24 protein-coding genes are annotated in these 23,255 nt (G+C 71.3%); 9 read left to right on the forward strand and 15 right to left on the reverse strand.

Annotation, left to right across the window (positions count from 1 at the left end):
* The first annotated feature begins 182 nt into the window (after positions 1–182).
* From petA to JNK30_RS17380, 3 genes are read left to right on the forward strand one after another with little or no spacing between them, the layout of a single operon-like run.
* A complete protein-coding gene (petA, locus tag JNK30_RS17370) occupies positions 183–722 on the forward strand; it encodes a ubiquinol-cytochrome c reductase iron-sulfur subunit (RefSeq protein WP_293484093.1) in 540 nt (179 codons plus the stop codon).
* Positions 723–727: 5 nt separating this feature from the next.
* Positions 728–2,047 carry a cytochrome b/b6 gene (locus JNK30_RS17375; protein WP_293484095.1) on the forward strand — a complete coding sequence of 440 codons (1,320 nt, stop codon included), beginning with the start codon at positions 728–730 and terminating at the stop codon, positions 2,045–2,047.
* 5 nt (positions 2,048–2,052) lie between these two features.
* Positions 2,053–2,898, forward strand: coding sequence for a cytochrome c1 (locus tag JNK30_RS17380; protein ID WP_293484097.1), 846 nt, complete (start codon positions 2,053–2,055; stop codon positions 2,896–2,898).
* A 53-nt stretch (positions 2,899–2,951) separates the two neighbouring features.
* On the opposite strand, the gene JNK30_RS17385 is transcribed toward JNK30_RS17380, so the two are convergent.
* Entirely contained in the window at positions 2,952–3,725 is a 774-nt protein-coding gene (locus JNK30_RS17385) for a hypothetical protein (RefSeq protein ID WP_293484099.1), read from the reverse strand.
* A 74-nt stretch (positions 3,726–3,799) separates the two neighbouring features.
* Between JNK30_RS17385 and JNK30_RS17390 the strand changes: the two genes are divergently transcribed.
* Positions 3,800–4,267, forward strand: coding sequence for a hypothetical protein (locus JNK30_RS17390; RefSeq protein ID WP_293484101.1), 468 nt, complete (start codon positions 3,800–3,802; stop codon positions 4,265–4,267).
* A gap of 21 nt (positions 4,268–4,288) precedes the next feature.
* On the opposite strand, the gene JNK30_RS17395 is transcribed toward JNK30_RS17390, so the two are convergent.
* From JNK30_RS17395 to ychF, 3 genes are all read right to left on the reverse strand, one after another.
* Positions 4,289–4,969, reverse strand: a complete 681-nt coding sequence (locus tag JNK30_RS17395; protein ID WP_293484103.1) for a dienelactone hydrolase family protein — start codon at positions 4,967–4,969, stop codon at positions 4,289–4,291.
* Positions 4,970–4,971: 2 nt separating this feature from the next.
* Positions 4,972–5,646: a dienelactone hydrolase family protein gene (locus tag JNK30_RS17400; RefSeq protein ID WP_293484105.1), complete on the reverse strand. Its 675-nt coding sequence runs from the start codon at positions 5,644–5,646 to the stop codon at positions 4,972–4,974.
* Between the two features lie 73 nt (positions 5,647–5,719).
* A complete protein-coding gene (gene ychF, locus JNK30_RS17405) occupies positions 5,720–6,817 on the reverse strand; it encodes a redox-regulated ATPase YchF (RefSeq protein ID WP_293484107.1) in 1,098 nt (365 codons plus the stop codon).
* Positions 6,818–7,188: 371 nt separating this feature from the next.
* Between ychF and JNK30_RS17410 the strand changes: the two genes are divergently transcribed.
* A complete protein-coding gene (locus JNK30_RS17410; protein ID WP_293484109.1) occupies positions 7,189–7,563 on the forward strand; it encodes a VOC family protein in 375 nt (124 codons plus the stop codon).
* Positions 7,564–7,567: 4 nt separating this feature from the next.
* On the opposite strand, the gene JNK30_RS17415 is transcribed toward JNK30_RS17410, so the two are convergent.
* From JNK30_RS17415 to JNK30_RS17445, 7 genes are all read right to left on the reverse strand, one after another.
* Positions 7,568–9,103 carry a cryptochrome/photolyase family protein gene (locus JNK30_RS17415; RefSeq protein WP_293484141.1) on the reverse strand — a complete coding sequence of 512 codons (1,536 nt, stop codon included), beginning with the start codon at positions 9,101–9,103 and terminating at the stop codon, positions 7,568–7,570.
* Complete coding sequence (locus JNK30_RS17420; RefSeq protein WP_293484111.1) at positions 9,100–9,798, reverse strand: SDR family NAD(P)-dependent oxidoreductase; 699 nt, start codon at positions 9,796–9,798, stop codon at positions 9,100–9,102. The genes JNK30_RS17415 and JNK30_RS17420 overlap by 4 nt, the downstream gene beginning before the upstream one ends.
* A 16-nt stretch (positions 9,799–9,814) precedes the next feature.
* Positions 9,815–10,576: a hypothetical protein gene (locus JNK30_RS17425; RefSeq protein ID WP_293484113.1), complete on the reverse strand. Its 762-nt coding sequence runs from the start codon at positions 10,574–10,576 to the stop codon at positions 9,815–9,817.
* On the reverse strand, positions 10,573–11,193 hold the full coding sequence (gene pth / locus JNK30_RS17430) for an aminoacyl-tRNA hydrolase (protein ID WP_293484115.1): 621 nt from the start codon (positions 11,191–11,193) through the stop codon (positions 10,573–10,575). The genes JNK30_RS17425 and pth overlap by 4 nt, the downstream gene beginning before the upstream one ends.
* 26 nt (positions 11,194–11,219) lie before the next feature.
* Positions 11,220–11,831, reverse strand: a complete 612-nt coding sequence (locus JNK30_RS17435) for a 50S ribosomal protein L25/general stress protein Ctc (protein WP_293484117.1) — start codon at positions 11,829–11,831, stop codon at positions 11,220–11,222.
* A 143-nt stretch (positions 11,832–11,974) separates the two neighbouring features.
* A complete protein-coding gene (locus tag JNK30_RS17440; RefSeq protein ID WP_293484119.1) occupies positions 11,975–13,024 on the reverse strand; it encodes a hypothetical protein in 1,050 nt (349 codons plus the stop codon).
* 105 nt (positions 13,025–13,129) lie between these two features.
* A complete protein-coding gene (locus tag JNK30_RS17445) occupies positions 13,130–14,065 on the reverse strand; it encodes a ribose-phosphate pyrophosphokinase (protein WP_293484121.1) in 936 nt (311 codons plus the stop codon).
* 172 nt (positions 14,066–14,237) lie between these two features.
* On the opposite strand from JNK30_RS17445, the gene ybaL reads away from it, so the two are divergent.
* Complete coding sequence (gene ybaL, locus JNK30_RS17450) at positions 14,238–16,193, forward strand: YbaL family putative K(+) efflux transporter (RefSeq protein WP_293484123.1); 1,956 nt, start codon at positions 14,238–14,240, stop codon at positions 16,191–16,193.
* On the opposite strand, the gene pgeF is transcribed toward ybaL, so the two are convergent.
* The 3 genes from pgeF to lgt all read right to left on the reverse strand — a co-directional run bounded on the left by pgeF (position 16,187) and on the right by lgt (position 19,167).
* A complete protein-coding gene (pgeF, locus tag JNK30_RS17455) occupies positions 16,187–16,957 on the reverse strand; it encodes a peptidoglycan editing factor PgeF (RefSeq protein ID WP_293484125.1) in 771 nt (256 codons plus the stop codon). The two genes, ybaL and pgeF, sit on opposite strands and share 7 nt — an antisense overlap.
* 267 nt (positions 16,958–17,224) lie before the next feature.
* The gene (locus tag JNK30_RS17460) at positions 17,225–18,277 is read right to left on the reverse strand and encodes an SAM-dependent methyltransferase (RefSeq protein ID WP_293484127.1); all 1,053 of its coding nucleotides are present in this window, start codon (positions 18,275–18,277) and stop codon (positions 17,225–17,227) included.
* The gene (gene lgt / locus JNK30_RS17465; RefSeq protein ID WP_293484129.1) at positions 18,274–19,167 is read right to left on the reverse strand and encodes a prolipoprotein diacylglyceryl transferase; all 894 of its coding nucleotides are present in this window, start codon (positions 19,165–19,167) and stop codon (positions 18,274–18,276) included. Before lgt ends, JNK30_RS17460 begins: the two co-directional genes overlap by 4 nt.
* A gap of 120 nt (positions 19,168–19,287) precedes the next feature.
* Between lgt and JNK30_RS17470 the strand changes: the two genes are divergently transcribed.
* Together JNK30_RS17470 and JNK30_RS17475 are read left to right on the forward strand one after the other, a co-directional pair.
* Positions 19,288–19,545: an accessory factor UbiK family protein gene (locus tag JNK30_RS17470; RefSeq protein WP_293484131.1), complete on the forward strand. Its 258-nt coding sequence runs from the start codon at positions 19,288–19,290 to the stop codon at positions 19,543–19,545.
* A gap of 139 nt (positions 19,546–19,684) precedes the next feature.
* A complete protein-coding gene (locus JNK30_RS17475) occupies positions 19,685–20,188 on the forward strand; it encodes a YbjN domain-containing protein (RefSeq protein WP_293484133.1) in 504 nt (167 codons plus the stop codon).
* A gap of 30 nt (positions 20,189–20,218) precedes the next feature.
* Here the strand turns inward: JNK30_RS17475 and JNK30_RS17480 are convergent, their stop codons facing one another.
* Complete coding sequence (locus JNK30_RS17480; RefSeq protein ID WP_293484135.1) at positions 20,219–22,135, reverse strand: S9 family peptidase; 1,917 nt, start codon at positions 22,133–22,135, stop codon at positions 20,219–20,221.
* A gap of 124 nt (positions 22,136–22,259) precedes the next feature.
* Here JNK30_RS17480 and proC point away from each other — a divergent pair, with 124 nt between their 5' ends.
* Entirely contained in the window at positions 22,260–23,054 is a 795-nt protein-coding gene (gene proC / locus JNK30_RS17485; RefSeq protein WP_293484143.1) for a pyrroline-5-carboxylate reductase, read from the forward strand.
* Positions 23,055–23,255 lie beyond the last annotated feature (201 nt).

The raw sequence follows: 23,255 nt of genomic DNA on the forward strand, positions 1-23,255 counted from the left end.
TGGCCGGGGCGACAGGGCACGAATCATTGGGGCGCGGACGCGAGTTTCGCATGGTCCCTCTGTAGCGTGCCCAGCCTCCGACCGTCCCCCGAAACGGCTTGCCACCAGACGTCTGGCGCGGGCCGACAGCTTTCGGGCCACGGGCTCACCGCCCAGGGCCCCAACCGAAGGGTAGCTTCAAGGTGGCTGACACCGTCGTGGGCGCCGACCCGCACGCCGATCCAAGCCGGCGCGACTTCATCCATATCGCTGCGGCCGCGGCCGCCGGCGGCGCCGCCGTGGCGGTGGTCTGGCCGTTGATCGACCAGATGAACCCGGCCGGCGACACCCTGGCCCTGGCCTCCATCGAGTTCGACCTCACCAAGGTCGCCGAGGGCCAGCAGGTGGTCATCAAGTGGCGCGGCAAGCCGCTGTTCGTGCGCAACCGCACCGCCGCGGAGATCCAGAAGGCCGTGGCGACGCCGATGTCGGAGCTGCGCGACCCGCAGTCGGACGACGCCCGCCACAAGCCCGGCAAGCCCCAGTGGCTGGTGCTGGTCGGCACCTGCACGCACTTGGGCTGCGTGCCCACCTTCGGCGGCGGCGAGTACGGCGGCTGGTTCTGCCCCTGCCACGGCTCGCACTACGACACCTCAGGCCGCATCCGTAAGGGTCCGGCGCCCAAGAACCTCGTCGTGCCGGACTGGGATTTCCTCTCCGACACCAAGATCAAGGTGGGCTAAGACCGATGAGCGGACCTTCCACCTACGAGCCGAAGACCGGCATCGAGCGCTGGCTCGACACCCGCCTTCCGATCGTGCGCTTCGCGTACGACACCGCGCTCAACTTCCCGACCCCGAAGAACCTCAACTACTGGTGGACCTTCGGCGGCATCCTGGCGCTGATGCTCGGCATCCAGCTCGCCACCGGCATCGTGCTGGCGATGCACTACGTGCCGCACGTGGACCACGCCTTCGCCTCGGTCGAGCGCATCATGCGCGACGTCAACTACGGTTGGCTGATCCGCTACATGCACGCCAACGGCGCCTCGATGTTCTTCCTGGCGGTCTACATCCACATGATGCGGGGCCTCTACTACGGCTCGTACAAGGCGCCGCGCGAGGTGCTGTGGATCATCGGCTGCCTGATCTACCTGGCCATGATGGCCACGGGCTTCATCGGCTACGTGCTGCCCTGGGGGCAGATGAGCTTCCACGGGGCGGTGGTGATCACCAACCTGTTCGGCGCGCTCCCGATCATCGGCGAGCCGATCACGACCTGGCTCTGGGGCGGCTTCGCCGTGGACAACCCCACGCTCAACCGCTTCTTCTCGCTGCACTACCTGCTGCCGTTCGTGATCGCGGGCCTCGTGGTCCTGCACGTCTGGGCGCTGCACGTGCCGGGCAACAACAACCCCACCGGCGTCAACGTGAAGTCGGCGGCCGATACGGTGCCCTTCCACCCGTACTACACGGTGAAGGACGGCTTCGCGATCGCGGTGTTCCTGCTGCTCTACGGCGCCTTCGTGTTCTACAACCCGAACGCCCTGGGCCATGCGGACAACTACATCCCGGCCAACCCGCTGGTGACGCCCGCGCACATCGTGCCCGAATGGTACTTCCTGCCGTTCTACGCGATCCTCCGCGCGGTGCCGGACAAGCTGGGCGGCGTGCTCCTGATGTTCGGCGCCATCGCGACGCTGTTCGTGCTGCCCTGGCTCGACACGTCCAAGGTGCGCTCCATGCGCTACCGGCCGACGGCGCGGCTCTACTTCTTCATCTTCGTGTTCGCCTGCCTGGTGCTGGGCCTCTGCGGCGCGCGCCTGCCGGACGATCCGGTGATCGGCGCCGCCAGCGGCCTGATCCTGCTCGACGCGGACATCAACAGCTTCGTCTGGCTGAGCCGCGTGGCGACGCTCTACTTCTTCGCCTACTTCTGGCTGATCCTGCCGGTCCTGGGCCTGACGGAAACCCCGTTGCCGCAGCCGGAAGGCATCTCCGAACCTGTCCTGTCGCATCCCGCCACGACGCCTGCGGGCGCCACGGCGTCGCCTGAAAAGAGGGGCTGAGCCTCATGCTGCGCAAAGCTATCGCGCTGGCCGTCCTGGGGCTCGCCTGCGTCGCCGGTCCGGCGGCCGCGGCCGGCGGCCACATCGAGCTCCGCCACGAGAGCTGGTCGTTCGCCGGACCGTTCGGCAAGTTCGACACGGCCCAACTCCAGCGCGGCTACAAGGTCTACCGGGAGGTCTGCGCGGCCTGCCACGGCATGAAGCTGCTGTCCTTCCGCAACCTGGGTGAGCGGGGCGGTCCGTTCTACGACGCCGAGTACAAGAACCCGAACGACAACCCCTATGTGAAGGCGCTGGCCGCCGACATCCAGGTGGGCGACATCGACTCGGAGACCGGCGACGCCATCCAGCGGGCGGCGACGCCCGCCGATCGCTTCCCGTCTCCCTTCCCGAACGACGCGGCCGCGGCGGCGTCCAACGGCGGGGCGATCCCGCCCGACCTGTCGGTCATCGCCAAGGCCCGCGCGGGCGGCCCGGACTACATCTACTCGCTGCTGACCGGCTACGTTCAGCCGCCGGCCGGCCTGACCGTCACCCCGGGGATGAACTACAACAAGTACTTCGCCGGCGACCTGGCGCCGTACTGGACGGGCGATCCGAAGCACGTGCCGACCGGCGGCTTCATCGCGATGCCCCCGCAGCTGGCGCCCGACAAGGTGACGTTCGACGACGGCACCAAGTCGACGATCGATCAGCAGGCCAAGGACGTCGCGGCCTTCCTGATGTGGGCCGCCGAGCCCAAGATGGTCGAGCGCAAGCAGTTCGGCCTGGGCGCCATGGTCTACCTGCTGATCTTCACGGTGATCCTGTACTTCAGCTATCGCCGCGTCTGGCGCAACGTCGCCCACTAGGCGTCGATCAGCGACTGGAACCGAGGGCCCCGGAGCGATCCGGGGCCCTTTTCCTATCGGGCCGGAGCCACGACCAGCCGCCCGGCCGGGAAGTCGAAGCGCAGGCGGAAGTTGGCGAGCACCTGGGCGCCCAGCATCCCCGCCGCCTCGCCGTCCGGCTTCATCAGCCCGGCGGCGACGTCGCGGCCGACCGAGCCGCCGAACCGGACCACCGACAGCCGCGCGAGCCACACGCCGTCCGGATAGAGCTCGTCCGGCCGCGACGCGCCCGGCGCGTCGGCGAGGTCGTCCGCGAGCCGCAGGGGCGCGTTCATCCCCGTGGCGATCACGAAGCGGCCGACCAGCTCGCGGGCGCCGTCGGAAACGGACGCCTCGGCCGTGGGCCGTCCGGCGTCCCATCCCAGCGCGAGCGTCTGGCCCTGAAACGGCGGCGCGGTCCCCGGCGTCGAGAGGCGCACGCGGCAGGGCGCATACGAGACGTCCACCACGAACCCCTGCAGCACGTCGGCTCCGATGACGCCCGACGCGGGGGTCGGCTGGTTCCAGGTCCGCACGTCCAGCGGCGCCACGCGCAGGGGGCGGCCCTGCAGCGTCAGGCCCGCCACCTTGACGTCTCCCGACGCGGTCGATCCGGTGAAGCCCGCCGCCTGGGCCTGGGTCTCGTCCAGGACGCTGGCTGCCGAGCCGGTGTCGAGGATGTAGTCCCCGGCGATGCCCGCGATCACCGCCGGCACGGTGATCGCGCCTGCATCATAGCGGCACGCGACCTCGGCCGCGGACGCCGGGGCCGCGGCGATCAGGGCGAGGCTGGCGAGACTCACGCGCATCACCCGGCGACCATAGCGCGAGACGCGCGGCATTCCGCCTTACGGCCGCCGCCTGGAGGCCCCTACATTGGGACATGGCCCACACGCCCGCCTGGCGGAACTTCAAGCGCACCGAGGACCTCACGGTCGTGACGGCCTCGCTCATCTATGCGGGCGCCGTCGTGCACGCGTTCAACAACCTCCCGGGCGAGGCGGCGCTGATCGCGCAGCGGACGCTGGTCTGGCCCGGCGTCTTCCTGTCCCTGTCGCTCGGCCTGCCGCTCGTGGTCGGCCCCTTGCGCCGGACGCTGACCCGCTATGTCTGGATGAGCTTCCGGGCGGGCTTCGGCCAGACGGTCCGGTCCATCCTCTCGGGCGTGGTGCTGCTGACCGCGGCGGCGGCCTTCATGTACTGGCAGATCTCCAACGCCGCGAACGGCGGGCGATACCCCGCCGGCGTCTTCTCGGGCTATGCGGCCGGCATCGGCATCCTGGCCGCCCAGGCGCTGCTGGTGCGCGTGCTGGAAAGGCATCCGGACGTGCGCCGCGAGATCGAGATCTGACCCGCTGGCCGGTCTCGGGGCTCAGGCCTCGCTGCGGACGCCCGAATGGCGGGAGAACAGGGCCAGGGTGCGCAACCGGGCCAGCCGCGCCGAGTCCTCATGGTAGTCGCGCCGCCGGTCCGACACGAAGCCGTGCCCGGCCTCGTAGAGGTAGATCGGAAGCTCGGGATGCTTCTCTCGGATCTCGTCCACCTTCTCCAGCGGGATCGAGGCGTCGGTCTTGCCGAAGTGCAGGATGGTGGGACAGCGCGGCGTCTCGTCCACCAGCTCGCTGATCCGGCGGCCGTAGAAGCAGGCCGCGGCGTCGATACCCTCGCAGCGGCAGGCGGCCAGCCAGGTGGCCGCGCCGCCCCAGCAGTAGCCGGTGACGAACCTGGGCCCGCCAAGCGCGTCCAGCGCCGCCTGGGCGTCGCCCGCGACCTGGTCCCAGGGCGTCGCCTGGCTCATCTGCACGCCCCGCTGGATTGAGGCCTCGGAGTAGTCGCAGGCGAAGCCGCGCTCCAGCCGGTCGTAGAACGCCGGCGCGATCACCTCGTAGCCGTCCTCCGCATAGCCGTCGCAGAGCTCGCGTATGTGCTCCGTGACGCCGAAGATCTCCTGGATCAGCAGGAGGCCGCCGCGGCGGGCGTCGCCCGGCGGCGCGCGGTAGGCGTCGAACTCGAAGCCGTCGAAGCGGCTCTTGAGTCGGATCGTCTCGCCCATGGTCAGGCGTTGTCGAAGAGTTCGAGCGTGCGGTGGCGCGCCAGGTCCGCCGCCTCGGCGTTGTAGCGCTCGGGGCTTTCGTTGTTGAAGCCGTGGCCGGCGCCTTCGTAGATGTGCACCGGGACCTTCTCGCCGTGGTGCTCGGCGATGGCCGCGGCCACGTCGTCGGCCGGAATGCCGGCGTCGGTGCGGCCCAGGTGGACGATGGTGGGGCACATGGGCGACAGGGCGGCGTTCGCCTGCACCATCGAGCCGTAGTAGCTGGACGCCGCGGCCAGGCCTTCGACCTTGCAGGCCGACAGCCACGTCAGCGAGCCGCCGTAGCAGTAGCCGACGATGCAGACCTTCTCGCCGTGCTGCCTGAGGAAGTCGCGGCACGCGGCGATGTCGCCCAGGGCCTGCTCCAGGGGCGTCGCACGGGCCTTCTCGATGCCGGCCTTGATGCCGGCGTCGTCGTGTTCGGCGTGGAAGTCGCGCTGCAGCCGGTCGAACATGGCGGGCGCGATCGCCTCGTAGCCCATCTTGGCCCAGCGCTCGACGTCGGCGCGCACGTGCCGGTCGATCCCGAAGATCTCCTGGATCACGATCACGCCGCCCTTGCGGGGCGTGAACGCCGGTTCGTGGTAGGCCGAGAACGCGAACCCGTCCGCGCCCGTCAGGGTGATCGTCTCGGCCATTTCGTCCTCCCAAGCCTCTGGCGGCGCACACTGCCCGCAGGCCCGCGCGACGCGCAAGCGGCGCAGGCGTTCGTCAGACGTTGAAGCGGAAGTTCATCACGTCGCCGTCTTGGACGACGTACTCCTTGCCTTCCGAGCGGAGGCGCCCGGCGTCGCGCGCGCCGGCTTCGCCATTCAGGCGCACATAGTCCTCGAAGGCGATGGTCTCGGCCCGGATGAAGCCCTTCTCGAAGTCGGTGTGGATCACGCCGGCGGCCTGCGGGGCGGTGTCGCCCTTGTGGATGGTCCAGGCGCGCGCCTCCTTGGGACCGGCCGTGAAGTAGGTCTGCAGGCCCAGCAGGTGATAGGCCTCGCGGATCAGGCGGTTCAGCCCCGGCTCGGAGAGGCCCAGCGTTTCCAGGAACTCGCCGCGCTCCTCGGCGTCCAGCAGGGCGATCTCGCTCTCGATCTTGGCCGAGATGACCACGCTGTCGGCGCCGTCGCGGGCGGCGCGCTCCTGCACCTGCTTCGACAGCGCGTTGCCCTCGGCGGCCGAGGCCTCGTCCACGTTGGCGACGTAGAGCGCCGGCTTCGACGTGAGCAGCTGAAGCATCCGCCAGGCCTTCTCGTCCTCGGCGGCGACCTTGGCGACCCGGGCCGGCCGGCCCTCGTTCAGCTCGGCCAGCGCGGCCTTGACGAGGCGCAGGGTCTGGGCGGCGTCCTTGTCGCCCACCTTGGCCCGCTTCTCGAGGTTCACCACGCGCTTCTCGAGGCTCTCCATGTCGGCCAGCATCAGCTCGGTCTCGATGGTGTCGAGGTCGGCCAGCGGGTCGATGCGGCCTTCCACGTGGGTGATGTCGTCGTCGATGAAGCACCGGGCGACGAAGGCGATGGCGTCGCAGTCGCGGATGTTGGCCAGGAACTGGTTGCCCAGGCCCTCGCCCTTGCTGGCGCCCCGCACCAGGCCGGCCACGTCCACGAAGTTCATCCGCGCCGGGATGATCTCCTTCGAGCCCGCGATCTTGGCCAGCGCCTCCAGGCGCGGCTCAGGGACGGCCACGTCGCCCACGTTGGGCTCGATGGTGCAGAAGGGATAGTTCGCGGCCTGGGCGGCCGCGGTCTGGGTGAGCGCGTTGAAGAGCGTCGACTTGCCCACGTTCGGCAGGCCGACGATGGCGACTTTGAGGGCCATGGATAGACAGCGGTTCCTTTGCGAGGCGCCGCGATTAGCACATAGCCTTGAGCGCGCGAACCCTCCGCTCATCCCCCGCTGGCGGACGGTTATCGCATAGGAGACGCCGAGGGCCTGAACCCCTCTCCGCCTTCAGCAGAGCTTTGCAAGGTCCTCCCCTGCAAGGGGAGGGGGACCCTGCGCCAGCAGGGTGGAGGGGTCGCTGCGCCGTGGATCGCCCCCCTCCACCGCCTTCGGCGGTCCCCCTCCCCCTGCGGGGGAGGATCGGCCCGCTGGCGGGGGAGGCTCGGTGGCGCGGCGCACACAGGACAAGCCCTTGCCTTCCGCAGCGGAGCGGACGCAACGTCCGGGCCCGAACGGAGGAGGCATACATGTTCTCGCATATCATGGTCGGCACGAGCGATCTCGAGCGCGCCAAGAAGTTCTATGACCCGCTGATGGCCACCCTGGGCGCCGGCCCCGCGATGGTGGACGGGCACCGCATGTTCTACATGCACAACGGCGGCGTGTTCGCCGTGTCGCTGCCGATCAACGGCGAGCCCTGCTCCTACGCCAACGGCGGCACCATCGGCTTCGCCTGCAGCTCGCCCGAGCAGGCCAAGGCCTGGCACGACGCCGGCGTCGCCAACGGCGGGACCACCTGCGAGGAGCCCCCGGGCGTGCGCGAAGGCGGCATGGGCAAGATGTACCTCGCCTACCTGCGCGACCCGGACGGCAACAAGCTCTGCGCGCTGCACCGCATGTAGCGCCCTACCGGCGCGGCCTGGCCCCGAGCTCGAGCCGCGCCGCCTCGGCGTCCGCCCGGATCGCCGCATGCTCGCCCGCCATGCCGTCCAGCGTCCGGTACGGCATCGCCAGCCGGGGATTGGACCCCAGGACGTCGCGGTTGCGCAGCAGGAAGTCCCAGTAGAGCCGGTTGAACGGGCAGGCGCCCTCGCCGCGCCTGGCGGAGACGTCGTAGGCGCAGCCCCGGCAGTAGTCGCTCATCCGGTTGATGTAGGCCCCGCTCGCCGCGTAGGGCTTGGAGCCGACGACGCCGCCGTCGGCGAAGATCGCCATGCCGTGGGTGTTGGGCGCCTCCACCCACTCGAAGGCGTCGATGAAGACGGTCATGTACCAGTCGTTCACGGCGTCGGGATGGACGCCGAGAAGCAGGGCGAGATTGCCGGTCACCATCAGGCGCTGGATGTGGTGGGCGTAGGCGTGGCGGCGCGTCATCTCCACCACGTCGCGCACGCAGGCCATGCCGGTCTCGCCCGACCAGTAGAACCACGGCAGCTCGCGGTCGGCGGAGAGCGCATTGGTCCGCACGTAGTCCGGTCCGCTCAGCCAGTAGACGCCGCGCACGAACTCGCGCCAGCCTAGGATCTGGCGGATGAAGCCTTCCACGGCGTTCAGCGGCGCGGCGCCTGCGCGGAAGGCCGCTTCGGCGCGCCGGCAGACCTCCAGGGGGTCCAGGAGGCCGATGTTGATCGCGGCCGACAGGCGCGCGTGCCACAGGAACGGCGCGCCCCCCGCCATGGCGTCCTGCCAGTCGCCGAAGCCCGGCAGGATCTCGACGATGAAGTGGTCGGCGAGCCGTCGGGCCTCGTCGGCGTCGACGGCCCAGCCGAACGTGTCGAGGTCGCCAAAGTGGTCGCCGAACCGTTCGGCGACGAGGGCCATCGCCTCGCGCACGTCGGCTGCAGGGGCGATGCGGACGCGGTCGGGCGGGCGAACGCCGCGCGGCAGCTTCTTGCGGTTCTCGGCGTCGAAGTTCCAGCGTCCGCCCACGGGCTGCGTCCCGTCCATCAGGAGGCCCGTGGCCCGCCGCATCTCGCGGTAGAAGAACTCCATGCGCAGGTCCTTGCGGCCGGCGGCCCAGGCCTCGAAACGCTTGCGGCTGCAGATGAACCGGTCGTCGGCGCTGACCTCCACCGGGACGGGCGAGGCCAGCGCCAGGGCCTCGAACGCCTGCGCCAGCCGCCATTCTCCGGGCTCGGTGACGATCACGCGGTCGTACCGCCCGGCCTCCAGCGCCCGCAGGATCTCGCCGTCGATCGCCCCGGTGCTGGCGGGATCGTCCAGGGCCACGTAGCGGACATGCAGGCCCCGGGCGCGCAGGCGTCCGGCGAACCGGCGCATGGCGGCGAACACCATGACCAGCTTCTGCTTGTGGTGGCGCACATACGACGCCTCGGCCATGACCTCGGCCATCAGGATGGTGTCGCCGGGCCCGGCGTCCCGCAACGTCGAGAGGCCGTCGGTAAGCTGGTCGCCGAGGACGAGACGCAGCGCGGCGGTCAGAACGGGATCTCCTGTCCGTCCCAGGCGAAGAACCGACCGGTGTCGGCCCCCGTCAGGCCGTCGATGACCGACAGCAGGCGCGCCGCGGCGGCGTCCGGCGTGAACAGCTGTCCCTCGGGCACGCCGCGCTGGAAGGGCGCGGAGAGCGCGGTGTCGACCGTGCCGGGATGCAGGGCCACGCAGGCGCAGTCGGGCCGGCGCACCGCCAGCTCGATCGCCGCGGTGCGGACCAGCTGGTTGGCCGCGGCCTTGGAGGCCCTGTAGCCGTACCAGCCGCCCTTGCGGTTGTCGGCGATGGAGCCCACGCGCGCGGTGAGCACGGCGATCACGCTCTTGCCGTCGCGGGGCAGCTTCGGCCCGAAGTGCTTCAGCACCAGCGCCGGGCCGATCGTGTTGACGGCGAAGGTGCGGGCCAGCCGCTCGGGGTCGAGGTCGGCCAGGCGCTTCTCGGGCTGCAGGTCGCCGTCGTGCAGGAGCCCGGTGGCCACGATCACCAGGCGCGGCTGGTCGGTGGCGGCGGCGGCCGCGGCGATCGAGCCCTCGTCGAGGAGGTCGAGGAAGGCGCCCCGGCTGCGTCCGAAGCGGTGCACGCGCCCCGCAGACGCATCGGCTTCGAGCGTCGTGGCCAGCGCATCGCCCAGCCCGCCGGACGCGCCCACCACCACGGCTTCGAACCCCTCCGGGAAGGACCTCAAGGCCGCGCGCTCCGGCTCAGGCGTCGCGGGCGGCGAGGTCGCGCCAGCGCCGGGCTTCCTTCAGGAACGGCCCCCGCAGCCGGGTCATGCGCTTGTCCAGCTCGGCCACGATGTCGCGCGCCTCGTCGCGCCGGCCCTGCCGGCGCAGGAAGGCGGCCAGGCGGGCCATGCCCTCGAAGCCCGGCACGCGCTCGGCGGCGCTGCGCAGGAAGCTCTCGGCCTCGTCGGCGCGGCCCACCGCGTCGTAGGCGCGCCCGAACGCCAGGGTGGCGGCCGGCGTATGGCCCTCGGGGTCGGCCACGAGCCGCTCCAGGACGGCGAGCGCGTCCTGGCCGCGGTCCAGTTCGAGCAGCGCATTGGCGCGGCCCAGGAGCAGCGCCGGGTCGTCGGCGTGGATTCCCTGCGCCGCCTCGGCGTACAGCCGTTCGGCCTCGTCGTGACGGCCCAGTCCGGCGGCGGCCTGCGCCAGCCGGGACTGGTTGCGCACCGTGGGCGTGTCTTCGACGGCCTGCTTCGCCTCGCGGTACTCGCGTCCGGGATCCAGCGCGGCGCGCGCGCTGGCGCCGAGCCGCTTGGCGCCGGATCCCCCCATCATCTCGGGCAGCAGGATGGCCACGATGTAGACGAGGCCTCCGATCGGCTGGAAGATCAGGATAATCCAGAGCCAGAACAGTTCGCGTCCGGTGCGCACCACGTGGACCGCGAGCGCGATCGAGACCACCAGCGACAGTCCGAGCAGCCACAGCGAGCCGCCGAAGAGGGCGCTGAAGCTGTTCATTCCCCGCGCGCCTGCTTGCGCGGATCGAGCTTCTCCGCGGGGGCGAGGCGCATGACCTCGGCCTGGTACTTCTCGTCCTCGCCCCGCGCCAGAAGCGGCGCGGCGTCGGCGCAGGCCTGCAGCAGCGGCTCGACCCAGGCCATGTCGGCCTTGTGGAAGTCGGAAAGCACGTGGCCGTGCACCAACTCCTTCTGGCCCGGATGTCCGGTGCCCAGGCGCGCGCGGCGGAAATGCGGTCCCACCTGGCTGGTGATCGAGCGGACGCCGTTGTTGCCCGCCGCGCCGCCGCCCGCCTTCATCCGGAACCGCCCCGGCGCCAGGTCGATCTCGTCGTAGAACACGACGAGGTCCACCGCGGGGTCCAGCTTGAAGAACTTGACCGCCTCGCCGACCGCGCGGCCGCTCTCGTTGTAGAAGGTCTGCGGCTTCATCAGCAGGGTCCGCACCGGCCCCTGCGGCGTGTCGATGGCGCCTTCCGCCACCTGGGCCTGGAAACGCGAACGCGCCGCGGGGAAGCCCCAGCGGCGCGCGATCTCGTCAACGGCCATGAAGCCGATGTTGTGGCGGTTCTTCGCGTAGGTCTGGCCCGGATTGCCCAGGCCGGCGATGATCAGCACATCGGCCCCCGCGCGAGCGCCAGGCCTCAGGCCTCGGCTTCGCCCTCGGCGGCCTCGCCCTCGGCCCCGCCGGTGTCGACCTTGGCGGCGGCGATCGAGGCCACCGTCGCGTCGCCGTCGAGCGCCACCACGCCCTTGCCCGGGAGCTTCAGGTCGGAGACGCGGATGCTGTCGCCGATTTCCTTGCCGGTCAGGTCGACGACGATCTCTTCCGGGATCTCGTCGGCGTGGCAGGACACGGTCACCGTGTGCAGCGCGATGTTGAGCGAGCCGCCGCGCTTCAGGCCCGGGCTGTCGTCCTGGTTGGCGAAGTGCACCGGGACCTCGATCTTGATCTCCTGGTGGGCGTCGACCCGGTAGAGGTCGAAGTGCCAGGGCTCGTCCGTCACCGGGTGCATGTCCACCGCCTTGGCGATGACCGGCTGGGTCTCCTGGCCGTACTTCAGGGTCACGAGGTGGCCCAGCAGCTTGCCGGTGTAGAGCGCCTTGCGGAACTCGTTGGAGCGGACCGAGATCGCCACCGGATCCTTGCCGCCGCCGTAGAGGACGCCGGGCACCTTGCCGTCGCGGCGGGTCGCGCGCGCGCTGCCGGTCCCGGTCTGCTCGCGCACTTCAACGTTCAAAACGATCTCGGCCATGGCCTTGCCTTCAAAACGAATGCGCCGCGCGGACGCGCGCGCGGCGGCGGGTTCAAACCCCGGAGGGTCGAATTGGGTGCGCGTAGATACACAAAAGCCCTGGGCGACGCAACGGGGCCCGTGGCGTCGCCGCGCGGGGCCGCTCAGCTCTTGCGGCGCCCCTTCTTCGGCGGCGGCTTCTTGGCCGGATAGCCCTTGGCGGCGGAGGCCGCGCTGGGGACGAAACGGGGCTCGTGCGGCTCGGGCAGGCCCGCCGCGCGGATCATGCAGCGGCCGGTGTCCATCATCGCGTGCTGGCCCAGGCAGAAGACGTCCTCGTAGTGCGGCCGCGCCACGGCCAGGCACTGGTAGAGGTTCAGCTTCGACATGCTCATGCAGCTGCCGACGTTCGGCTCGGCCATCAGGCCCATGACCTGGTCGACATTGGCGTCGCCGGCCTGGCCCAGCACCGCCAGGGCCGCCACGGCGAGGCCGCGGACGACGGTGGGCGTGTAGGGCGGCGCCGCCGCCTGGGCCGAAAGTCCCAGGCTCGCCGCGCCGGTGGACGCCTGCTGCAGGCGGGCGGTCTGGTTGACGTCTCCCCGCATGGCCGTGGTCGACAGCGACTTGGCGTTGGCGAGGCGGGCGTCGCGCATGGGCGCCGGCGCCTCGGACTTCGACCAGGGCTGCTTCTGGATCTCGTAGGCCGACTGCTTCACGGCCTTGCCGCCGTCGTAGAGGCGCTGGGCCTCGCCGCCCATGGTGGCGATCACCAGGCCGGCCGCGCTGGCGGAGCCCTGGAGGCCGATCGCATAGGCGGGGTCCTTCAGGATCTCGTAGGCGACCTGCCCCCGCTGGGTCGGGTCCTTGGCGTAGACGCGGACGCCCTCGACGAAGGCGCGATCCTGCAGGGCCACCACGGCGGCGTAGGCGATCGCGCCGCGCACCATCTGATTCGGTTCGTAGGCGACACCGGTGGACAGCGAGCGCTGCACGCCCTCGGCGTCGGCGAACGCCGGGCTGATGGCGCTGGTCGCCTCGACGTACGAGCGGTACGCGCTGGCCAGCTCCACCAGGCGCGGCGACAGCGTCACGGCCGGAGCCTGCGGCGGCGGGGGCGGGGCGATGACGGTCGGGGCGTCGGCGCAGCCTGCCAGCACGGCGGCGGCGAGCCCGATGGCGGCGGCGAAACGAACGGGTAGGCGGAACGGCATCAGCAACCTTCCCCTCTTGCGAGCGGTGATTCCAGCGTCAGTCCCCCGAGGGTCCATGGCTTACCCGCCGTTCGCGGCGTTGGGCAAGCGTCAGCGCAGCCGGGCTCAGTCGAAGAGCTTCGACACGCTCTCTTCATTGGCGATGCGGCGGACCGCCTCGGCGATCAGGCTGGCGCAGCTCACGTAGCGGATCTTCGTGGACGAGCCGATGTGCTGCGGGGCCGCGATCGAGTCGGTCACCACCAGTTCCTTCAGCACCGAACCCTCGACCCGCTCCACGGCGCCGCCCGAGAGCACGCCGTGGCTGCAGTAGGCGCTGACCTCGGACGCGCCGCCGTCCATCAGCGCCTGGGCCGCGTTGCACAGGGTGCCGCCCCCGTCGATCATGTCGTCGAACAGGATGCATCGGCGGCCGGCCACGTCGCCGATGATGTTGGCCACCTCGCTCTTGCCGGGACCGGCGCGCCGCTTGTCCACGATGGCCAGGTCGGCGTTCAGGCGGCTGGCGACCGCCAGCGCCCGGACCACCCCGCCCACGTCGGGCGAGACGATCAGGATGTCCTTGGGCTTCTCGTAGTTCTCCTTGATGTCGGCCGCGAGCAGCGGCGCCGACAGGAGGTTGTCCGTGGGGATGTCGAAGAAGCCCTGGATCTGCCCCGAGTGCAGATCCATCGTCAGCACGCGATCGGCGCCGGCGCGGGTGATCAGGTTCGCCACGAGCTTGGCCGAGATGGGCGTGCGGCCGCCGGTCTTGCGGTCCTGCCGGGCGTATCCGAAGTAGGGCGTCACCGCGGTGATCCGCCGCGCCGACGCGCGCTTCAGTGCGTCGATGCAGACCAGCAGCTCCATCAGGTGGTCGTTGGCCGGATAGCTCGTCGACTGCAGGATGAACACATCCTCGCCGCGGACGTTCTCGTCGATGGTCACCCAGACTTCGTTGTCGGCGAACCGCTTCACCTGAGCCCGGCAGAGCGGGACGTCGAGGTGCGAGGCGACCGCCTGCGCGAGCGTACGATTCGAGTTGCCGGCGAGCAGCTTCATCGGACCCCCCTTGGCGGATGCGCGGGCTAATACCAGCGCCTTCGCCTGAGTCCACCCCTTCCGCCAGGGGAAGACGTCGCCGACGATCACGGCGGCTCTATTGGTCAGGACGGCGTCCTGCCGCTAGGCAGGAGTCCGACGCCGCACTTCGACGCCCACGCCACGGAGCCGCATGCCCCACCATACGCCGCTGATCGCCACCATCGTCGCGGGCCTCACCGTCGCATTCGCGCTGGGCGCCCTGGCCCACCGGTTCCGGATCTCGCCGCTGGTCGGCTACCTGGCGGCGGGCGTCCTCGTGGGACCGTTCACGCCGGGGTTCGTGGCGGATCAGAAGCTGGCGCTGGAGCTGGCCGAGATCGGCGTCATCCTGCTGATGTTCGGGGTGGGGCTGCACTTCTCGCTCAAGGACCTGCTGTCGGTCCGCAAGATCGCGATCCCGGGCGCCGTCGGCCAGATGGCCGTGGCGACCCTGCTGGGCATGGGGCTCGCCTATCTGATGGGATGGACGCCCGTGGCGGGGCTCGTCTTCGGCCTGGCGCTGTCCGTGGCGTCGACCGTGGTTCTGCTGCGGGCCCTGCAGGAGCGGCGGATCGTCCAGACCAACCGTGGGCGCATCGCGGTCGGCTGGCTGATCGTCGAGGACCTGGCGATGGTGCTGGCCCTCGTCCTGCTGCCCGCCCTGGCCGGCGCGCTGGCGAGCGCCGATGGCTCCGGCGGCGCCGTCACCGGCTGGGTGATTCCCCTGGCGGTGACCATCGGCAAGGTGATCGCCTTCGTGGCCTTCATGCTCATCGTGGGCCGCCGCGTGATCCCCTGGATCCTGCACTGGACGGCGCACACCGGCTCCCGCGAGCTGTTCCGTCTGGCCGTCTTCGCGATCGCCCTGGGCGTGGCGTTCGGCGCGGCCCTGCTGTTCGACGTCTCGTTCGCCCTGGGCGCCTTCTTCGCCGGCATGATCCTGGCCGAGTCCGAGCTCAGCCAGCGCGCGGCCGAGGAGACCCTGCCGCTCCGCGACGCCTTCGCGGTCCTGTTCTTCGTGTCGGTCGGGATGCTCTTCAACCCGATGGTGCTGGTCGAGCAGTTCTGGCCGCTGCTGGCGACCGTCGCCATCATCGTGCTGGGCAAGTCGGTCGCGGCGTTCGCCATCGTGCGGGCTTTCCGGCACGACAGCCCCACCGCCCTGACCATCGCCGCCTCGCTGGCGCAGATCGGCGAGTTCTCGTTCATCCTCGCGGGCCTCGGCGTCGACCTGAACCTGCTTCCCGAGGAGGGGCGCGACCTCATCCTGGGCGGCGCCATCGTCTCCATCCTGCTGAACCCGCTGATCTTCGCCGCCATCGGCCGCGTTCGTCCCGGCGCGCCCCGGGAGATCGTGGCGTCGCAGCCGCCCGCGCCGCGCCCGGCCGCCACGGGCCTGACCGACCATGTGATCGTAGTGGGCTTCGGTCGCGTCGGAGCGGCCGTCGCCGAGGGGCTGCGCGCCGCGGAGCGCCCCTTCGTCGTGGTCGAAGTCGGCGAGACCGCCGCGCAGAGGGCGCGCGACGCCGGCTACGAGGTCGTGGACGGCAATGCGGCCGATCCGCTGGTGCTGGCGACCGCCAATGTGGCCAGGGCGGCGCGGCTGATCTGCACCGCCCCCGACGGGTTCGAATCCGGCGGCGTCACCGAGGAGGCGCGCCGGGTGAACCCCGACCTGGAGATCATCGCCCGCGCGCATTCCGACGCTGAGGTCGAACACCTGCTCCGGCACGGCAGCGATTCGGCCATCTCGGGCGAGCGGGAGATGGCCGCCGCCATGCTGGGGGCGCTGCGTCCGCCCGGCCAGCCTCAGCCTGCGCCTTCGGCGGCGCCTGCCGTCCCGGTCGCGCCGGCGCCGCTGCTGCTCGACGACGCCGAATGGGCGGTGCTGGCGGCCGCCCGCTTCCAGGAGCTGCGTCCGGGCCAGGCGACGGACCGGACCGACCTCTGCGCCGCCGCGGCCCGCTTCGGCGCCTTCCAGCCGGACCGGCTGGCCGCGGCCGTGGACGCGCTGGCGGCCCGTGACCTGATCGCCATCCTCGGCGACGAGCGGGTGGCGCTGACGCCGGCCGGCGCCCTGCAGGCCGCGGCCGCCCCGAGCTACTGAGGCGTCAGCACGATCGCCGAGAGCAGCCGGCCATAGTCGGGCTCGCCCTGCCGGAAGGCCCGTCGGTTCGAGAAGAAGTGGTCGGGCTCCGCGCAGGTGTCCCGGCCGATCCAGCCGCACGCCCCGACGCCCGCGGCGCGAAGGCGCGCCAGCACGAACGCCGGCAGGTCGAAGTTCCGTTTGTCCGCCGTGGCGCCGGGCGTGAAGAACCGGGCGTAGGCGGGGTCGGCCTCGGTGAACCGCGCCACGTACTCCAGGCCCACCTCATAGCTTCGGGGGCCGATGCACGGCCCGATGGCGGCCTGGATCCGCCCGGGCGCCGCGCCCAGCTCGACCATGCGGTCGATGGCCGCCTCGGCCACGCCGGCCAGCGCGCCCTGCCAGCCGGCATGGACGGCCGCGACGACCCGCGCCTGCGGGTCGGCCATCAGAATCGGCGCGCAGTCGGCGGCCAGGGCGCCGCAGACCACGCCGGGCGTCCGGGTCACGACGGCGTCGGCCTCGGGCGGCTTGCCGGGCCATGGACCCTCGGCGCGCTCGGCGCGGGCGGAATGCACCTGGTAGGCGGTGACCAGGTCGCCCCCCATCCGGCGGGCGGCGCGCAGGCGGTTCTCGGCCACCGCGGCGGGATCGTCCTTCGACCCCGCGCCCACGTTCAGCGACGCGTAGACGCCTTGCGACACGCCGCCCTGGCGGGTGAAGAAGGCGTGGCGGACGCCGGGCAGGTCCAGCAGCGGCGAGGTCAGGACGGGAAGGTCGGCCATGCCTTCCCATCGCTCCGATTCCGCGCGGCGTCATCCCCCGCCGCTCTCCGGCGATCGCATAGGGCCAGCAGGTTCCCCTCCGCTTGCGGGGAGCCAGGCCGGTGGTCCGATCCTCCCCCGCAGGGGGAGGGGGACCGCCGAAGGCGGTGGAGGGGGCGCATTCCCGGCGCCGCGACCCCGCCACCCTGCTGACGCAGGCTCCTCCTCCCCTTGCAGGGGAGGACCCTGAAATGCGGCGAGGGGATCAGGCCCACGGCGCCGCCGCGCTCAGGCCGCCTCCTCGAATCCCGGCGGTGTCCAGTCGGGCGCGTGGAGGCAGCAGACCTTGAACAGCTCCCCCATCTGGTCGCCGCCCACCAGCCGGTGCAGTTGACGCCCGATCACGGCGGCCTTCTCGGGCCGCGCGCGCACCAGGGCCTCGGCGCGCTCTCCGATCCCCATGCGGGCGAGGAACGCGGCCTGGGTCAGGATCGCCGCGGCCGCGCCCTCGGCCTCGGCCGCCGCCATCACCGCGGGGAAATCGGCCCACACCGTAAGGTCCGCTTCGCCGGGGCAGGCGAGCGGGTCCACCTTCTCGTGCCGCCGCAGGGCCTGCAGCGTGTCGCCCGAACCCGGCTCGGCGCGGCCGTAGTCCACGAGCAGCGCGGCCCCGCCGTCCCGCGCCAGGCGAGCGCCGAGCGCCGCGCCCAGCGCCGCCTGCGCGCCGGAAACCTCCACCACGGCGCCCTCGCGGGCGTCGGCCACCGGGGCCGCGGCCGGCACGCGCGCGAACGCCAGGCGGCCGTCGGGGCCGACGCCCACCACCTGCTCGTCCCAGCCCGCGGCGGTGCGGACGAACTGGCGGACGGGCAGGCAGTCGAGCAGCTCGTTGGCGATCAGCAGCAGGGGAGCGCCTCCCGGAACCTCGTCCAGGCTCCGGGCCCAGCGCACGCGCGCGCCCAGCCGCTCGGCCTGCCGCGCCGCCAGGGGCGCGGAGGTTTCCACCAGCCAGACGTCGGCGGCCTCCAGGAAGCCCGGGAGGGCGCGCCCGGCCCGCAGGAGATCGTCCATGAGCGTGCCGTCGCCCGGCCCCATCTCGGCCAGGACGACCCGTTCGGGCTCGCCCATCAGGCTCCACGCCGAGGCCGCCCAGACGCCGATCAGCTCGCCGAACATCTGGCTCACCAGCGGTGCGGTCACGAAGTCGCCCGTCTCGCCCAGCGCCGGCCGCGTCGCGTAGTAGCCGAACTGCGGATCGTGAAGGCACGCCGTCATGTACTGGGCCACCGTCAGCGGCCCCGTCTGCGCGATCTCGGCCGCCAGCTTGTCGGCGAGGCTCATGCCTTGGTGGGCTGGGCCGCGGCCTCCGGCGGCAGCGCCTCGCGCATCCCGCGCCAGACGAGCCATGCGCCCGCCAGCACCATCGGGATCGACAGGTACATGCCCATGGTCAGGCCGAGCGGCAGGTTCTCGAGGCCCGCATCGGGCTCGCGCACGGTCTCGATGGCGATCCGGAACACCGCGTAGAAGACCAGGAACAGTCCGGCCACGACGCCCCGCCGGTTCCCCAGCTTCGCCCCGTGCGTCGCCCACCGCAGGATCAGGAACAGCACCAGCCCCTCGAACAGCGCCTCGTAGAGCTGGCTCGGATGCCGGGGAATCGTCCCGGCGTGGCACTTGCCGTAGGTCTCGATGATCTTGTCGTTGCAGAAGACGATGGCCCACGGCAGGTCCGGCGGCGCCGGGCGGCCCCAGAGCTCGCCGTTGATGAAGTTGGCGCAGCGGCCCAGGAAGTGGCCGATCGGATAGGCGGGCGCCACCACGTCGGCGATCCGCAGCAGGTCCAGCTTGTTGCGCCAGGCATAGACGATCAGTGCGATGGCGACCCCGATGGCGCCGCCGTGGAAGCTCATGCCGCCTTCCCAGACCTGGATGATCCCGATCGGGTCCTCCCAGATCATCGCCGGCGTGTAGAACAGCACATGGCCGAGCCGGCCGCCCCCGATCACGCCCAGCGCGATCCACAGGATCAGGTCGTCCATCTGGTCCGGCGTGAGGGGCGGCGGCCGCCGCGTCCAGAGCCGGTCGTTCTTCAGCAGCGCCACCGCGTAGCGCCAGCCGAGCAGGATCCCCGCCACATAGGCGAGGGCGTACCAGCGGATCGCGAAGGGACCCCACTGCAGGGCGAAGTCGCCGATGTGCACGATCGGGTCGATCTCTGGGAACGGCACTGTCGGACCTTCTGCGGCGTTAGGACCTTATGCGTCTAGACGAGAAGCCCTTCGCTTTCACCCCCGAAGGGCCATATAGAGGCGACCAGGGACCTGCCTCCCAGGACCCGAAAGAGACTGATGCAGACACAGAACCCGATCCTCGACGAGATCGCCAAGCTCACCACCGCCGCGATGGGCCTGGCCCAGGCGGCCGGCGACGAGGCCAAGGCCGCCTTCCGCAGCCAGACCGACCGCCTCGTGGCCGAGATGGACTTGGTGCGCCGCGAGGATTTCGAAGCGCTGAAGGCCGAGGTCGCGGCGCTCCGAGCCGAAATCGAGGCGTTGAAGGCGGCCAAACCGGCCCGATCGAGCGGAAAATCGGCGCAATCGTCGTGAAAACGTTGCACGGGACGCGAAACGCGCTCGCGCTACGCAAGAACCCGCTGACACCTCGTTCCAGAAACAGTTTAGCTTCGAACATGCGGACGATTCGGGGGTGGCGTTCCGCTCCCCGTCCGTGTCGAAAGGGGTCGTGATGGACACCTCCCAGACGGACGACAGCGTCGTCCTGACGAACGATCCCCTCGACGTCGTCGAGCACGTCCTGACCGCGGAGAACCTGCCGTTCGACCGGACAGAGGAGGGCGACCTCGCCTTCACGCTGGCGGGCGACTGGAAGGACTACGAGCTGTGGTTCGCGTGGCGGCCCGAGGGCGACACCCTGCAGCTGTGCCTGTCCATGGATCTGAACGTGCCCAAGCTGCAGCGCCAGACGGCGCAGGAGCTGATCGCCACCATCAACCCCCGCGTCTGGCTCGGCCACTTCGAGCTGTGGGACGAGGGCGAGATCATCTTCCGCCACGGGATGGCGCTGATGACCGGCGAGCAGCCGAGCCTGGCCCAGGCCGCGGCCATGATCGACGTGGCCGTCGAGGCCGCCGACCGCTTCTTCCCGGCCTTCGACTTCCTGCTGCGGGGCGCCAAGACCCCGCAGGAAGCCATCGCGGCCTGCATGTTCGAGACCGTCGGCGAGGCCTGAGCCTCGCCGCGCGGCCGCGCGAGCCTCGGCCTACTCCAGCCCCAGCACCTTCTTGAGGAAGACCACCTCGGTGGCGCGCACGGCCTCCTGGTTGACCTTCTTGTAGATGCCGTGCCCCTCGTCCTTGGCCAGGACGTACCAGACCTCGGAGCCCTGCGCCCGAAGCTGGCGGACCATCTGCTCGGACTCCGAGCGCGGCACGCGCGGGTCGTTGGCGCCCTGGAAGACCATCATCGGCTTCTTCATCCGCGCGCTCATGCGGATCGGCGAGATCCGCTCGAACACCGCCGCCATCTTCGGATCGCGCTCGTCGCCGTATTCCGCGCGGCGCAGGTCGCGCCGGTAGCCCTCGGTGTTCTTCAGGAAGGTCGCCCAGTCCGAGATGCCGTAGAGGTCGATCGCGCCGGCGATGCGGTCGTTGTAGTGCGCCGCCACCGCCAGCACCATGTAGCCCCCGTACGACTGGCCCACGACCGCCACCCGGCTCGCGTCGAGGTCGGGCTGCTTCGCGATCCAGTCGAGCAGGGCGCCGATGTCCTTGACGGAGTCCTCGCGCTTCTCGGCGTTGTCGAGCCCCATGTAGGCCTTTCCGTAGCCCGACGAGCCCCGGACGTTGGGCAGGATCACCGCGGCGCCCAGCTCGTTCACCCATGACTGGCGTCGCGGGTCGAACGCGGGCTGTTCCTGGCTCTCCGGACCGCCGTGGATCTTGATCACCACCGGCAGCTTGCCGGTCGCCCCCTTGGGCCTGAACACGAACGCGGGGATCTGGCGGCCGTCGAAGGTCGCGTAGCGGACCAGCTGCGGTTCGACGAGGCGGCCGGCGTCCATGCCGCCCAGCTCGCTCTCGGTCCAGCGCACCAGCTCGCCGCCGGCCAGGTCGAGGCTCCAGACGTCGCCGGCGCTCAGCGGCGTCGAAAGGCTGAGCCCCAGCCGGAGGCCGTCCTTGGAGAACCTGAAGCCCGTCAGGACGCCCGGGGGCAGCTTCGGGCTGGGGAGTTCCCGCCCGGTCGCCACGTCCCTCAGGACCAGCTTCGAGTAGCCCTCCTCGTTGACCGCCACGGCCACCACCTTGCCGTCCGGGCTGACGTCGAAGGCCTCCGAGCCCCACTTCGCGCCGGGCTCGAGGTCGCGGACGGCGCCGGTCCGAAGGTCGATGACCACGGGGCGGGTCACGTCGGAGCCGTCGTCCGACAGCGTGAGCACGGCCCGGCCGCCATCCACGAACGAGCCGTCGATGTAGCCGATCTTGCGCTTCCCGGGCCCCACGGGCGTCAGCTTCCCGGTCGCCACGTCGAGCGTGAAGAGCTCGACCCAGGTCGAGGCGTTGGTGCGGCTCACCAGCAGCGTGCGGCCGTCGGCCGAGACGTCGTTCACCGACATCGCGCCCTGGCCTTCGTGGACCACGCGGCGGCTGGCGGGATTCTCCGGATCCGCGACCACGATGTCGTAGTTGGGATCGCCGGGCGTGACCTGGCTCCAGGCCACGAGCCGGCCGTCCGGCGAGAACTGGAAGGCCTGGTTGCGGGTGTTCGGCGCCGTCAGCAGCGTCTCGCGGCCGGCGAGATCGCGCAGGTAGGCCTGGTAGTATTCGGCCCCGCCCACATCCCGCGGATAGAGATAGGCGGACGACCCCGGCCGCACCTTGGCCTGGCTGATAGGCTCGCCGAAGAACGTCAGCTGCGCGCGCGCGCCGAGCGGCCGTGCGACACGATGGATCTGCGGCGTGTCGCCGAAACGGGTGGAGATCAGCATCGAACCGTCCGGCAGCCAGTCCTCGAAGCTGGCCGAGCGGGCGTTGTAGTAGGGCGCGATGGCGGCCTGCAGCGCAGGCGGCGTGGGCGGGACGCCGTCGTAGACGATGTTCCCCTGCTCGCGCACCTGGCCGGCGGCGGCCGTGCAGACGACGAGCGCCAGGGCGCTCCCGGCGAAGAAACCGCGCAACATCCAGGACATCCTTTGCAGACCGGGCGCGAAGCAACCGCGCCGGAGGACCGCCGTCAATCGGAACCGGCGGAGCGCCGTTCGGGGTTTTGCCTTTGCGCCCCGTCGGATAAGGCTCCTCCTCATGATCACGCCGATCCTGATGCTGGGCGCGGGGCGCATGGGCGGCGCCATGATCGAGGGCTGGCTGGCCGCCGGGGCGTTCGCGGGCGCCGACCTCATCATCCGCGATCCGCAGCCCGGGCCCGCGGCGCTCGCCGCCGAGCAGGCCGGCGCCACCCTCAACCCGCCCGACGCCGAGCTCGCCCGGGCCCACACTGTCGTCCTGGCCGTGAAGCCCCAGCTGTGGCGCGAGGCGGCCGGCGAGACCGCCGCCTGGCTGAGCTCGGGCGCGGTCGTCGTCTCTATCGCCGCGGGCGTCATGTCGCGGGACATCGCCAAGGCGTTCGGGGGCCGCTGCGTCGCCCGCGTCATGCCCACCACCGCCGCGGCGATCGGGCAGGGGACCGCCAGCCTCTACGCCGACGATCCTGCCGCCCTGGCGCGCGCGCACGCCCTGTTCGAGCCGCTCGGCGCCGTCGTCGACCTGAACGACGAGAGCCTGATGCACGCCGCGACCGCCGTGTCGGGGTCGGCGCCGGCCTACCTCTACGCCTTCATCGAGGCCCTCGAGGCCGCGGGGGTCGAGGCGGGGCTGTCGTCGCGCGAGGCCCAGCGGCTCGCCCGCTCCACCTTGACCGGCGCCGCCGCCCTGCTGGCCCGCAACGGCGGCGAACCGGCCGAGCTTCGCCGGCAGGTCACCTCGCCCGGCGGCACCACCGAGGCGGCGCTCGACGTCCTGCTGGGCGACGGGGGCCTTCCGCCCCTGCTGCGTGAGGCGGTGGCCGCCGCCGTGCGGCGTTCCAGGGAGCTGGGGGCCTAAGGGCGTGTACTCGTAACGCCCGCTGAGGTCCGCTTGTCGCCGCGTGAGTGATGACCGAAATCGACCCGTTGCGGACGGCTGGAACATCGTGAGGCCTCCTCTCCCAAGCGCGGCAGCGCTGTGGGAGAGGCCGGGAGAGGGCGGCGCGGTCGGACGGGCCGAAGACGCCGCGTGGGACCCGGTCGCAGGTCAGGGGCGGAA

Origin of the sequence: Phenylobacterium sp. (assembly GCF_016793225.1) — a bacterium.
In the GTDB taxonomy this organism is placed as follows: domain Bacteria; phylum Pseudomonadota; class Alphaproteobacteria; order Caulobacterales; family Caulobacteraceae; genus Phenylobacterium.

Bases quoted from the DNA above. Each gene is read 5' to 3' on its own strand.
- JNK30_RS17375 (WP_293484095.1), top strand. From the start codon at position 728: ATGAGCGGACCTTCCACCTACGAGCCGAAGACCGGCATCGAGCGCTGG.
- JNK30_RS17380 (WP_293484097.1), top strand. From the start codon at position 2,053: ATGCTGCGCAAAGCTATCGCGCTGGCCGTCCTGGGGCTCGCCTGCGTC.
- JNK30_RS17385 (WP_293484099.1), bottom strand. From the start codon at position 3,725: ATGCGCGTGAGTCTCGCCAGCCTCGCCCTGATCGCCGCGGCCCCGGCG.
- JNK30_RS17390 (WP_293484101.1), top strand. From the start codon at position 3,800: ATGGCCCACACGCCCGCCTGGCGGAACTTCAAGCGCACCGAGGACCTC.
- JNK30_RS17395 (WP_293484103.1), bottom strand. From the start codon at position 4,969: ATGGGCGAGACGATCCGACTCAAGAGCCGCTTCGACGGCTTCGAGTTC.
- JNK30_RS17400 (WP_293484105.1), bottom strand. From the start codon at position 5,646: ATGGCCGAGACGATCACCCTGACGGGCGCGGACGGGTTCGCGTTCTCG.
- ychF (WP_293484107.1), bottom strand. From the start codon at position 6,817: ATGGCCCTCAAAGTCGCCATCGTCGGCCTGCCGAACGTGGGCAAGTCG.
- JNK30_RS17410 (WP_293484109.1), top strand. From the start codon at position 7,189: ATGTTCTCGCATATCATGGTCGGCACGAGCGATCTCGAGCGCGCCAAG.
- JNK30_RS17425 (WP_293484113.1), bottom strand. From the start codon at position 10,576: ATGAACAGCTTCAGCGCCCTCTTCGGCGGCTCGCTGTGGCTGCTCGGA.
- JNK30_RS17435 (WP_293484117.1), bottom strand. From the start codon at position 11,831: ATGGCCGAGATCGTTTTGAACGTTGAAGTGCGCGAGCAGACCGGGACC.
- JNK30_RS17440 (WP_293484119.1), bottom strand. From the start codon at position 13,024: ATGCCGTTCCGCCTACCCGTTCGTTTCGCCGCCGCCATCGGGCTCGCC.
- JNK30_RS17445 (WP_293484121.1), bottom strand. From the start codon at position 14,065: ATGAAGCTGCTCGCCGGCAACTCGAATCGTACGCTCGCGCAGGCGGTC.
- ybaL (WP_293484123.1), top strand. From the start codon at position 14,238: ATGCCCCACCATACGCCGCTGATCGCCACCATCGTCGCGGGCCTCACC.
- pgeF (WP_293484125.1), bottom strand. From the start codon at position 16,957: ATGGCCGACCTTCCCGTCCTGACCTCGCCGCTGCTGGACCTGCCCGGC.
- JNK30_RS17460 (WP_293484127.1), bottom strand. From the start codon at position 18,277: ATGAGCCTCGCCGACAAGCTGGCGGCCGAGATCGCGCAGACGGGGCCG.
- JNK30_RS17470 (WP_293484131.1), top strand. From the start codon at position 19,288: ATGCAGACACAGAACCCGATCCTCGACGAGATCGCCAAGCTCACCACC.
- JNK30_RS17475 (WP_293484133.1), top strand. From the start codon at position 19,685: ATGGACACCTCCCAGACGGACGACAGCGTCGTCCTGACGAACGATCCC.
- JNK30_RS17480 (WP_293484135.1), bottom strand. From the start codon at position 22,135: ATGTTGCGCGGTTTCTTCGCCGGGAGCGCCCTGGCGCTCGTCGTCTGC.